Source organism: Nocardiopsis chromatogenes YIM 90109 (assembly GCF_000341185.1).
GTDB lineage: Bacteria > Actinomycetota > Actinomycetes > Streptosporangiales > Streptosporangiaceae > Nocardiopsis_A > Nocardiopsis_A chromatogenes.
The window spans coordinates 17,903-29,242 of sequence record NZ_ANBH01000147.1 but is presented as its reverse complement, the minus strand read 5'-3'; the positions used below and the strand labels follow the sequence as shown (position 1 = coordinate 29,242).

Below are 11,340 nucleotides of genomic sequence, written 5' to 3'. Positions count from 1 at the left end.
CCCCGCCTACTTCCGGAGGACCACCGTGCCCACACGCTATGAGCCCGCCATCGACCTGGACGCCGTCGAGGCCATCGACGTCCACACCCATGTGGAGGCCGACACCTGCGGCCACCACTCCCTCGACCCGGAGCTGATGGACGCCTCGGCCGCCTACTTCAAATCGACGGACCTGCGCACGCCCACCGTCGACCAGATCGCCGAGCACTACCGGGCCCGGTCGATGGCGGCGGTGGTGTTCACCGTCGACGCCGCCACGGCCACCGGCCACCCGGCGCTGTCGAGCGAGGAGATCGCCGAGGCGGCGGCCCGCAACAACGACGTGCTCGTGCCGTTCGGGTCGGTGGACCCGCTGAAGGGGACGGCGGCCGTGGACCGGGCGCGGCGCCTCGTCGAGGAGTACGGGGTGCGCGGCATCAAGCTGCACCCCAGCCTGCAGGGGTTCGCCCCGGACGACACCGCCCACTACCCGCTGTACGAGGCCCTGCAGGACGTGGGGGCGGTGGTGCTGTTCCACACCGGCCAGACGGGCATCGGCGCCGGGCTGCCGGGCGGGCGCGGGATCCGGCTGCGGCTGTCGGACCCGATGCGCATCGACGACGTCGCCGCGGCCTTCCCGGAGCTGCGGATCATCATGGCCCACCCGTCGGTGCCGTGGGCGGACGAGGCGATCGCGATCGCGACGCACAAAGCCAACGTGTCCATCGACCTGTCCGGATGGCTGCCCCGGTACTTCCCTACGGCGCTGGTCCGCGCGGCGGGGCGCTACCTCAAGCACAAGGTGCTGTTCGGGTCGGACTTCCCGCTGATCACCCCCGACCGCTGGCGGAAGTCCTTCGCCGACCTGGACATCCCGGAGGAGGCGCGCCCGCTGATCATGAAGCACAACGCGGCGCGCCTCCTCGGCCTCGACGGCGGGGAATGACGCCGCTCTGGCACAGGGGCGGCCGTCCGGGCATCCAGTGCGGTGAAAGGGGCGCTCCAGAGCGGATCGGGTGGCGCGAGCGCCGCCCTCGTCGCCTTCGGGCCGCCCGCTCGGACCGCGAGCGGCCCGCCGTTCGGTCGGCAGGGCCGGTGCACCGGCCCCGCGACCCGTGCGCGTGTCGGTCAGGAATCGAGAAGCGCTGGTCATGGGCGCGCATCTAGCGTTGGGGACATGGCGAACATCGACTTCATCACCCTTGGTGCGACGGACCCCGCGGCCGCCGAGAAGTTCTACTCCACCGCCTTCGGGCTCGACGGACGGATCCGTGTCCGTCAGGCGCAGGAGCCCACGGACGGGTTCCGCGGGTACACGCTCTCGCTCACGGCTGCGCAGCCGGGCGACGTGGACCTCCTCGTCGGGGCCGCGCTCGACGCCGGGGCGGAGGAGATCAAGCCCGCGACGAAGTCGTTCTGGGGCTACGGCGGCGCCCTGCGGGCGCCGGACGGTGCGGTCTGGACGATCGCGGCGTCCGCCAAGAAGGACAAGGCCCCGGCGGCCCGGCGGTTCGACGACATCGTCCTGCTGCTGGGACCGGACGACGTGGGCGCGAGCAAACGGTTCTACGTCGAGCGCGGGCTCGCCGTCGCGAAGAGCTTCGGCAGCATGTACGTGGAGTTCGACACCGGGCGGAGCCCGATCAAGTTCGGGCTGAACAAGCGGCGTGCCCTGGCCAAGAACGCGGGCGTGGCTCCCGGCGGGACCGGGTCCCACCGCCTGACGATCTGCGGGGACCTGGGCACGTTCACCGACCCGGACGGGTTCGTGTGGGAGGCGGCGGACCCGGCCTCCGAGGGGTGACCGCCGCGGGCGCCATGGCGGCAGCCGCCGCCGGGGCGCCCCCGTCCGCCCCGCCCCGGGACCCGCGACACGCGCCGACCCGGTCAGGAATCGAGAAGCGCCGGGAATCGGCCGCTCCTAGGGTGATCTGCATGGACATCACGATTCACACCACGCCGCTCCCGCACACCGACCCGGAGGAGTCGCTGGCCTTCTACCGCGACGTCCTCGGCTTCGAGGTCCGCACCGACGTCGGGCAGGGCACGATGCGCTGGATCACCGTCGGCCCCGCCGACCAGCCCGGCACCAACATCCTGCTGGCGCCGCCGACGGTCGACCCGGGCCTCACCGAGGACGAGCGCCGGATGATCCACGAGATGATGGCCAAGGGCACCTACGGGTGGATCCTGCTGGCCTCCCACGATGTCGACGGCGTTTTCGAGAAGGTGGAGGCCCGGGGCGCCGAGGTCGTCCAGGAGCCGACCGACCAGCCGTACGGCATCCGGGACTGCGCCTTCCGCGACCCGGCGGGCAACCTGGTCCGCATCCGGCAGGCCGACTGATGTGCCACCCCGCGTGGGGAGCCGCGCTCGCCGCCGACCACCGGTCCCGCGAGCGCGGCGGCCGAGAGCGGGAGCCGGAGCCGGAGAGCGGCCGAGAGCGGGAACCGCGGAGCGTCCAGGGGCGCGCACGGCGGCCGGGGGCCCGCGGCACCGGGGTCGGCCGCGGCCCTGCCGCCGGGCCGCCCGTACTCTGACTCGCCAGACGACCGACGCGATCCGCCGACTGCGGGTCCGCAGGAATCGACGGGAGACACGCATGACCGACGCTCCGCCGCGCGCGCTTGAGGAGAGGATCCGGGACACCCGGGCGAGGCTGGAGAGCGACGTCGACCTGTGGGTCGCCAGTGCGGGCGCCTCGAAGGGCGCCTACCTCGTCCCGCTCTCCTACATGTGGGACGGGAACACGTTCCTCGTCTCGACGGCCGCCGCCTCGGTGACGGGCCGCAACCTGCTCGCCGACGGGCGGGTCCGGCTCGCGCTCGGCCCGACCCGGGACGTGGTCCTCATCGACGGCCACGCCGAGCCGGTGGAGCTCACCGAACTCCCCGACGGGACGGGCGACGCGTTCGCCGAGGCGACGGGCTTCGACCCGCGCGAGAGCGCGGAGCCGTACCAGTACTTCCGGATCCGTCCGGACCGCATCCAGGCCTGGCGCGAGGTCAACGAGATGGAGGGCCGCCACCTGATGCGCGGCGGAGTCTGGCTCGGCTGACCGGGGGGAGCGGCGACGGCCCGGCCGGTGCCCCGCCCGGTGGCCCCGGACGGGCGGCGGCTCGGTGGGGTGCGAGGCGGATGGCGACGACGGCGGATGCGGGCGGTCTTTGCGGCAGCGCTGTCGGGCGGCGGGCGTGCGCGCCATCGCCCGCCACCTGGGACGCGACCCGGGCCGTGCCCCGGGAACCATCAGCCGCGAACTGCGCCGGGTACCCCCCGGCCGCGCCGCCCGGCAGGCGGGGCCGGGGAGCCGCCCCGGTCCCGCCGTCGCCGCCATATCCGGTGACCCCTGCGCGCGGTGCGGTTGACAGCGCCGCCGGAGGGGACACCCACCTCGCTCGCTGCGGCCTTCCCCCTTGCGCTCCGGTGGCCGGTCAGCCGGGGAGAACCCGTGAGCGGGGCACGTGTCGTTCCGTTGTTCTCAGGGCATGCGCCTTTTTGCCCACAGGCTGTGGACGAATCCTTTACGGCAGCACACCCTCGTGCAGGGCGCGCAGGACCGCGTTCGTGCGGTCGCGGGCGCCCAGCTTCACCAGGATCGCGGAGACGTGGTTCTTCACCGTCCCCTCGGCCAAATGCAGGACCCCGGCGATCTCCCGGTTGCTGTACCCCTCCGCGACCAGTCGCAGGACCTCGCGCTCGCGCCCGGTGAGGTCCTCGATCCGGACGGGGCCATCCGCCGCGGGCGGCGGGCCGTCCCGGACGGCCCGGAGCAGCCGGTCGGTGATGGACGGCGCGACCAGTGTCCCCCCGGCCGCCAGGGTGTGCACGGCCCGGGTGAGCTGGTCCAGCGTCACGTCCTTGAGCAGGTACCCGCGCGCCCCCGCCCGGAGCGCCTCCAGCACCAGCTCGTCGTCGTTGAACGTGGTCAGCACCAGCACCGGCACCCGCGACCCCTCCTCACGCAGCCGCTTCAGCGCCCAGATGCCGTCGTGGCGCGGCATCCGCAGGTCGAGGAGGACCACGTCGGGCCGGGCCTCGGCGATCACCTCCAGCGCCTCGGCCCCGTCGCCGGCCTCCCCCACCACGTCGATGCCCGCCAGGTCCAGCAGCCCGCGGATGCCCTGGCGCACCAGCGTCTGGTCGTCGACCACCACCACCCGGGTCATCGGACCGGCATCCACGCCGACACCCGGAACCCGTCGCTCCCGTCGAAGGCCGCGCCGCCCCCGAGGGCCTCGAACCGCTCCCGCATCCCGGTCAGCCCGTTGCCGGGCCGCGCGTCGGCGGCCCCGCGGCCGTCGTCGGCGGCGGTCAGCCGGACCGTGCCCCCGTCCAGGCCCAGGTCGATCCACAGTTCGCGGGCGTCCGCGTGGCGCAGCGTGTTGGTCACGATCTCCTTCACCGCCCGCACCAGCGCCGCCGCCTGCTCCTCGTCGGGCCGGACGCCGTCGGCGACCTCCACCGCCACGTCGAGCCCGGGCGCGTCGGCGCCGATCCGGGCCAGGGACGCGGCCAGCCCGTCGCGCGGGTCCGTGCGCAGCGCGTCCACCGTGGAGCGCACGTCGGCCAGCAGGTCCCGGGCGACCCGGCCGGCCTGGTCGACGTGCTCCCGCGCCCGGTCCCCCTCCCGGTGCCGGGCCGCCTCCAGCTCCAGGGTGAGCACGGTGAGCTGGTGCCCGATCAGGTCGTGCAGGTCGCGGGAGATGCGCAGGCGCTCCGCGGTGCGCGCGGACGCCTCCAGCAGCACCCCGGCCGCCTGCAGCTCCACGTGCGCCTCGGCCAGCTCGCGGCGCATGCGCTGCTCCCGGATGATGGCGGTCACGCTCAGCACCGCCGAGACGTGGATCAGCAGGTACATGCCGACGACGAACGCCCAGGACGACGGATCGTCCATCCGGTCGCTCCAGGCGGCCCCGATCACGGCGGTGTTGACGAGGGCGACGCCCAGGACCGCCCGGAGCGGCAGGACGCTGGAGCCGAAGGCGGCGATCACGACCAGGACGATGGCCAGGGGCTCGGCCTGCGGCGCTGTCAGCAGGACGCACCAGCCCAGGACGACCGCGGCGGCGTAGCAGCCGCGCTGGACGGCGGGCCGAGCCCCCTCGGCCAGCGCCGTGGCCAGCACCGCCGCGATGGTCAGGCCGAAGAGCAGGATCCATGCGGGCGTCGGGATGCGGAGCCCGGCCGGGCTGAACACCACGAAGACGCCGATGGCCACGCACACGGCGAGCATCGCGAAGCCCGACCAGGCCTCCAGGGGGACACGGCGCATGGCACAACGGTACGGGGGGCGGGTGGGGCCCACGGGTGCCGAAAGTCATGGCCGCCGCTCCTGACCTGTGGCACAGGTGCCCGCGGCCGGGCCGGATCTAGCGTCGTCGCCATGAACCGACCTGCCATCCAGGCGGAGAACCTCCGCAAACGCTACGGCGACACCGTCGCCGTCGACGACCTGAGCCTGAGCGTCGACGAGGGCGAGGTCCTGGGCATCCTGGGCACCAACGGCGCGGGCAAGACCACCGCCGTCGAGCTCATCGCCGGACTGCGCGCCCCGGACGGCGGCCGCGTCACCCTGATGGGCCTCGATCCGTGGCGGGACCGGGCGGCCGTGCGCCGGGTCCTCGGGGTCCAGCTCCAGGAGGCCCAGCTCCACGACGCCCTCACCGTCGCCGAACTCGTCGACCTCTACCGGAGCTTCTACCCCTCGCCGCGCCCCCGCGAGGAGCTGCTGGAGCTGGTGGAGCTGACCAAGCAGCGGGGCACCCGCTTCTCCCGGCTCTCCGGCGGCCAGGCGCAGCGGCTCTCGATCGCGCTCGCGCTCGCCGGACGCCCCCGGGTGGTGATCCTCGACGAGCTGACCACCGGCCTGGACCCGCGGGCGCGGCGGCGCATGTGGGCCACCGTCGAGCAGCTCACCGAGGAGACCGTGGTGCTGGTCAGCCACGCCATGGACGAGGTCGAGCGGCTGTGCGGCCGGGTCGCCCTGATCCGTGCCGGACGCGTGGCGGCCCTGGGCACCCCGGCGGAGCTGGTGCGCCGGGCCGGGGCCGCCGACCTCGACGGAGCGTTCCTCGCGCTCACCGGCGAGCGGCTCGGTGAGCCCGAAGAAGAGGAGGAGGCCGCCTAATGCTGTTGTCGAGCCACGCGACGGGGCGCGGGCCGGTCCTCATCGGGCCTGCGGTCGCGCAGGATCGCGAACAGCACGTTGACCCGCCGTCGGGCCGGGGCGATGAGCGCTTGGCGGTGCCACTCGCCCTCGGCGCGCTTGCCGTCGCAGAAGGTGCGGGAGGCCGGATGGCGCCGCAGAGCGCAGAAGGCCGACGGGTGGACGACGCGCTTGAGGGCCTTGTCCCCGCCGGTGGCGCCGCGCGAGTAGCGGATGCGCTCGGACCGGGACAGCACCGGGGCCAGGCCCGCGGCGGCCGCCAGGGCGTCGGGCCCTCTGGAACGGCCGTTGCCGCCTCCGCCGTCTCCGCCCCCGCCCCGCCCGCGCGGATCCGCCGCCGCGGCCTGGTCGGGCGCACGCAACCGACGGAAGAAAGGAGGGCGCCGTGACCTCGCAGACGGCGACGACGCCCGTACGGTCCCCCGCCCGCCCCGGTGTCCGGTCCTGGCTGCTCCTCGCGGTGTGCGAGGCCAAGATGGTCATCCGGGACACCGCGGGACTCATCGTCCCCTTCGGACTGCCGCTGCTCATCCTCGTCATGAGCGCCTCGTCGGCCTCGGAGACGGTGGTCACCGGCGGCCGGACGGCCCTGGACATCTACGTCCTCCCGCTCGTCTTCACGATGGTGGTCGGGCTGATCGGCATCGTGAACACGCCCAGCTTCCTGTCCGCCTACCGCAAGTCCGGGGTGCTGCGCAGGCTCGGCGCCACCCCGGCGTCGCCGATGATGGTCCTGGTGGCCCAGGTCGTGGTGGGCGTGGTGCAGGCCGTGCTCGGCATGGCGGTGGCCTTCGGGGCGGCCGTCGTGTTCTTCGGCGCCCATCCGCCGATCGACCCGGCCGCGGCGCTCGGCGCCGTGGCCCTGACGTTCGCCGCGATGTTCGCCGTGGGCATGGTGGTGGCGGCGGTGGCGCCCACCCCCAACTCCGCCGTCGCGCTCGGTCTCGTCGCCTACCTGGGGTTCGGGGCGCTCGGCGGGATGTTCGGCGGCAAGGCGTCGCTGCCGGACGGGGTGGCGCGCGTGGGCGAGTGGCTCCCGTTCGGCGCGGCGGTCGACGCGCTCTCCTCCGCCTGGGCCGGGGAGGGGGCCGCGGGCGGGCCGATGGCGGTGCTCGCGGCCACGGCCGCGGCCGCCGCCACGGCCGCGGCCGCCGCCGTGGTCGCGGCGGTGTTCTTCCGTTGGGAGTGACCCCGCCCCGGACACGGCAAAGACGGCGAAGGGGCCGCGCGAGGCGCGGCCCCTTTCGGCGTCGGCTCCCATCGGCGCTCGACCCGGTCGGTGCGCGACCCGGTCGGCGCCGCCTCCCTCAGGCGCGGCCGGGGGTGCGGAACAGGTGCTCGGAGCGCAGGGCGGCGTACCCTGGCTTGATCACGTCGTCGATCAGCACGATCCGCTCGTCGAAGGGCAGGAACGACGACTTCATCGCGTTCAGCGTGAACCACTGCATGTCGTCCAGGGTGTACCCGAACGCCTCGGACAGCTTCTCGAACTCCTCCGACATCGACGTGCCGCTCATCAGCCGGTTGTCGGTGTTGACCGTCACCCGGAAGCGCAGCCGCCGCAGCAGGCTGATCGGGTGCGCGGCGATCGACTCGGCCGCCCCCGTCTGCACGTTCGAGCTCGGGCACATCTCCAGCGGCATGCGCCGGTCGCGCACGTACTGGGCCAGGCGGCCCAGCTCGGCCGACCCGTCGTCGTGCACCTTGATGTCGTCGACGATGCGCACCCCGTGCCCCAGCCGCTCGGCGCCGCAGTGCTGGATGGCCTCCCAGATCGACGGGAGCCCGAAGGCCTCCCCCGCGTGGATCGTGAAGTGGGCGTTCTGGCGGCGCAGGTACTCGAAGGCGTCCAGGTTGCGGGTGGGCGGGAACCCGGCCTCGGGCCCGGCGATGTCGAACCCGGCCACCCCGGCGTCGCGGTGGCGCACCGCCAGCTCGGCGATCTCGGTGGCGCGGGCGTTCTGCCGCATCGCGCACAGCAGCGTGCGCACCAGGATGCGGTTCCCGGCCGCGGCGGCGCGGCGCCCGCCCTCGGTGAAGCCCTCCTGCACCGCCTCGACGATCTCGTCCAGGCCCAGCCCGCGCTCCTGGAACAGCTCGGGGGCGTAGCGCACCTCGGCGTAGACCACGCCGTCGGCCGCCAGGTCCTCGGCGGCCTCGGCGGCCACCCGCACCAGCGCCTCGCGGGTCTGCATCACGCCGACCGTGTGCGAGAAGGTCTCCAGGTAGCGCTCCAGCGAGCCGGAGTCGGCCGCGTCGCGGAACCAGCGGCCCAGCTCGGCGGTGTCGGTCGTGGGCAGCCGGTCGTAGCCGGACTCCGCCGCCAGCTCGGCCACCGTGGCCGGGCGCAGCCCGCCGTCGAGGTGGTCGTGCAGCAGCACCTTGGGTGCCCGGCGGATCTGGGCGGGGGTGGGCCGTTCGGACTGACCGAGCATCGGGACTCCTCCGGGGTCGGGGTCGTTGTGTGGTTCGGGTCTGTCGTATACGTGTGCGGCCCGCCCCGCGGGGGACGGGCCGCACGGTCCGGCGGCTAGCCGATGAGGATGCCCGCGATGGCGGCGCTCATCAGGTTGGCCAGCGTGCCCGCGATGATGGCGCGCACGCCCAGCTTGGCGATGCGCTTGCGCTGGTTGGGGGCCAGGTTGCCCAGGCCGCCCAGAAGCACGGCCAGCGAGCCGACGTTGGCGAAGCCGGTGATGGTGAAGGTGACGATGGCGACCGTCTTGTCGGACAGGTCGGCCATCTGCGGCGTGAAGTCCAGGAAGGCCACGAACTCGTTGAGGATGAGCTTCTGGCCGAGGAACCCGCCGGCGGTGACCGCCTCGCTCCACGGGACGCCGATGACGAACATCAGCGGGGAGAAGACCCAGCCGAGGATCTTCTGGAAGCTCAGGTCGTCCATGCCGAACAGGCCGCCCAGGGCGCCCAGGCCCATGTTGAGCAGGGCCACCAGGGAGATGAAGGCGAGCAGCATGGCGCCGATGTTCAGCGCCAGCTTCAGGCCCTCGGTGGCGCCGCGGGCGGCGGCGTCGATGACGTTGTGCGGCTTGGAGTCCTCTTCGCTCTCCATGGCGCCGGTGGCGCCGGGCTCGGCGTCGCCCGCGCCGGTGGAGGTGCCGGTGCCGTGCGCGTGGCTCTCGGCGACGGCCTCGTCGGCGGAGGCGGGGGCCGCGGCCTCGGCGGCGCCGCCACCGGGGACCGCGGGGACGGGCTCCTTGCCCTCGACCGCGAGGTCGGAGACCTCCTTCTCGGTCTCCGGGATGATGATCTTGGCCATCATCAGGCCCGCCGGGGCGGCCATGAAGGCGGCGGCGATCAGGTACTCCATGCTCGCGCCGAGCAGGTAGTAGCCGACGAGCACGCTCCCGGCGACCGTGGCCAGGCCGCCCACCATGACGGCGAACAGCTCCGAGCGGGTGAGCCGGGTGAGGTAGGGCCGGATCACCAGGGGGGCCTCGGTCAGCCCGAGGAAGATGTTGGCGGTGGCGTTCATCGACTCGGCCTTGCCGGTGCCGAGCACCTTCTGCAGGCCGCCGCCGATGATGCGCACGACCCACTGCAGGATGTTCAGGTAGTAGAGCACCGCCGTCAGGGAGGACACGAAGATGACGACCGGCAGCACCTGGAAGGCGAAGACCGTGCCGTCCTCCGGCAGGATCGCCCCGAACAGGAAGTCGATGCCCTCGCCGGAGGCGTCGATGAGGGACTGGAAGCCGAGCGCGACGGCCTGCAGTGCCGACTTGCCCCAGGGCGTGTAGAGCACGAGCACGCCGAAGACGACTTGGACCGCGAGTGCGCCGAACACGGTGCGCGGACGGATCGCACGGCGGTCGGTCGAGAAGGCGAACGCGAGCGCCAGGATGACCAGCATCCCGCCGATGCCCCACAGCACGTTGAGCACGTCCATGCCCCCTCCCTTCTTGGTGGATCTGCGACCGGGCCGGGCCGCGGGGGTCCGCCGGGCCGTCGCGGCGGGGGAGCCCGCCGGGGATGTAAACGATTACCGTGATGTCGCACACTGCAAGTGTGTTACATCTTTTGTCAACCCTTCAGAGTTGTCACAGAACATCGTAAATGAGCTGGTGAGTCCTTGATCGCAAGCCAGGAGGCGTGTCCTGACAGGGGTTCCGGCTCGTGAGAAAACGATTTCTCGACCCCCCGTCCCCGCCCGGTTCCGAGGAGTGAAGTGATGTCCGTCACCATCAGGGAGGTCGCCGAGCGTGCCGGGGTGTCCGTCGCCACCGCGTCGCGCGCGTTGTCCGGCGGCCGCGGGGTGCGCCCGGCCAACAGGGAGCGCGTGCTGCGCGCCGCCAAGGAGCTGGACTACGAGCCCAACGCGGTGGCCGCGGCGCTGCGCAGCCGCACCACCAACAGTGTCGGCATCGTCGTGCCGCGCATCTCCAACCCGTTCTTCGCGACCCTGGTCGAGGCGGTGGAGCGCGAGGCCGCGCGCGGCGGGCAGGGGCTGCTGCTGTCCACCTCCCGGTACGACCCGGAGGTGGAGGCGGGACAGCTCAGGGCGCTGCTGGACCGACGGGTCGACGCGCTGATCGCGGTGCCCTGCCACAGCGAGCGCAGCCGCGCCGCGATCGAGGCGGCCGGGCAGCGGGTGCCCACGGTCCAGCTGGACCTGTGCCTGGACGGGGGCGGCGGGAGCTGGGTCGGCGTGGACAGCGAGGCGGGCATCCTGGCGGCGGTCGAGCATCTGGTGGCGGGCGGGGCGCGCACGCTGGCCTACGTCGGGTCGGAGCCGACGGACTCCTCGGCGCAGGCGCGGCTCGACGGCTACCGCGGGGCGGCGCCGCTGTGCCCGGGCGGCACCGACCGGGTGCTGCTGGGCGACTTCAGCCTGGAGTGGGGGCACCGCGCGGCGCGGCGCCTGCTGGAGAACCGCCGCGAACTGCCCGAGGGCATCGTCTGCGGGAACGACACGATAGCCCTGGGGGTGCTGCGGGAGCTGGCCCGCAACGGGGTGGAGGTTCCGGGCCGGGTGATGGTGACCGGGTTCGACGACATCCCGTTCGCGGAACTGGCCGAACCGCCGCTGACCACGGTGCGCCAGCCGCTGGAACAGTTGGCGGCCGAGGCGGTGCGCACGCTGGCCACCCGCCTGAGGGGCGGCGAAGAGCCGCACCGCCGCGTGGCCATAGCCCCGGAACTGGTGGTGCGAGCATCGACCCGGGCGTAGGGGG

Annotated in this window: 12 protein-coding genes; 7 read left to right on the top strand and 5 right to left on the bottom strand. The window is 73.6% G+C overall.

The window, feature by feature from the left end; all coding sequences use genetic code 11:
• Positions 1–25 precede the first annotated feature (25 nt).
• The 4 genes from D476_RS0115505 (at position 26) to D476_RS0115490 (ending at position 3,037) form a co-directional block, all read left to right on the top strand.
• Positions 26–925 carry a 4-hydroxyphenyl-beta-ketoacyl-CoA hydrolase gene (locus tag D476_RS0115505; RefSeq protein WP_017624859.1) on the top strand — a complete coding sequence of 300 codons (900 nt, stop codon included), beginning with the start codon at positions 26–28 and terminating at the stop codon, positions 923–925.
• A 231-nt stretch (positions 926–1,156) separates the two neighbouring features.
• Entirely contained in the window at positions 1,157–1,783 is a 627-nt protein-coding gene (locus D476_RS0115500) for a VOC family protein (RefSeq protein ID WP_017624858.1), read from the top strand.
• A gap of 131 nt (positions 1,784–1,914) precedes the next feature.
• Positions 1,915–2,325: a VOC family protein gene (locus D476_RS0115495; protein WP_040726448.1), complete on the top strand. Its 411-nt coding sequence runs from the start codon at positions 1,915–1,917 to the stop codon at positions 2,323–2,325.
• A 256-nt stretch (positions 2,326–2,581) separates the two neighbouring features.
• Positions 2,582–3,037 carry a pyridoxamine 5'-phosphate oxidase family protein gene (locus D476_RS0115490; RefSeq protein WP_017624856.1) on the top strand — a complete coding sequence of 152 codons (456 nt, stop codon included), beginning with the start codon at positions 2,582–2,584 and terminating at the stop codon, positions 3,035–3,037.
• 466 nt (positions 3,038–3,503) lie between these two features.
• On the opposite strand, the gene D476_RS0115485 is transcribed toward D476_RS0115490, so the two are convergent.
• Together D476_RS0115485 and D476_RS0115480 are read right to left on the bottom strand one after the other, a co-directional pair.
• Entirely contained in the window at positions 3,504–4,148 is a 645-nt protein-coding gene (locus D476_RS0115485; RefSeq protein ID WP_017624855.1) for a response regulator, read from the bottom strand.
• Positions 4,145–5,254, bottom strand: a complete 1,110-nt coding sequence (locus D476_RS0115480) for a sensor histidine kinase (RefSeq protein ID WP_017624854.1) — start codon at positions 5,252–5,254, stop codon at positions 4,145–4,147. The genes D476_RS0115485 and D476_RS0115480 overlap by 4 nt, the downstream gene beginning before the upstream one ends.
• A gap of 111 nt (positions 5,255–5,365) precedes the next feature.
• Between D476_RS0115480 and D476_RS0115475 the strand changes: the two genes are divergently transcribed.
• Positions 5,366–6,109, top strand: a complete 744-nt coding sequence (locus D476_RS0115475) for an ABC transporter ATP-binding protein (protein WP_017624853.1) — start codon at positions 5,366–5,368, stop codon at positions 6,107–6,109.
• Here the strand turns inward: D476_RS0115475 and D476_RS0115470 are convergent.
• A complete protein-coding gene (locus D476_RS0115470; protein ID WP_017624852.1) occupies positions 6,106–6,510 on the bottom strand; it encodes a transposase in 405 nt (134 codons plus the stop codon). The genes D476_RS0115475 and D476_RS0115470 overlap by 4 nt on opposite strands.
• 23 nt (positions 6,511–6,533) lie before the next feature.
• Between D476_RS0115470 and D476_RS0115465 the strand changes: the two genes are divergently transcribed.
• Complete coding sequence (locus D476_RS0115465) at positions 6,534–7,337, top strand: ABC transporter permease (RefSeq protein ID WP_017624851.1); 804 nt, start codon at positions 6,534–6,536, stop codon at positions 7,335–7,337.
• Positions 7,338–7,455: 118 nt separating this feature from the next.
• Here D476_RS0115465 and D476_RS0115460 read toward each other — a convergent pair whose 3' ends face one another.
• Positions 7,456–8,583, bottom strand: coding sequence for an adenosine deaminase (locus D476_RS0115460; protein WP_017624850.1), 1,128 nt, complete (start codon positions 8,581–8,583; stop codon positions 7,456–7,458).
• 95 nt (positions 8,584–8,678) lie between these two features.
• Positions 8,679–10,055, bottom strand: a complete 1,377-nt coding sequence (locus D476_RS0115455) for a NupC/NupG family nucleoside CNT transporter (protein WP_017624849.1) — start codon at positions 10,053–10,055, stop codon at positions 8,679–8,681.
• A gap of 282 nt (positions 10,056–10,337) precedes the next feature.
• On the opposite strand from D476_RS0115455, the gene D476_RS0115450 reads away from it, so the two are divergent.
• Complete coding sequence (locus tag D476_RS0115450) at positions 10,338–11,336, top strand: LacI family DNA-binding transcriptional regulator (RefSeq protein ID WP_017624848.1); 999 nt, start codon at positions 10,338–10,340, stop codon at positions 11,334–11,336.
• The last annotated feature ends 4 nt before the right edge of the window (positions 11,337–11,340 follow it).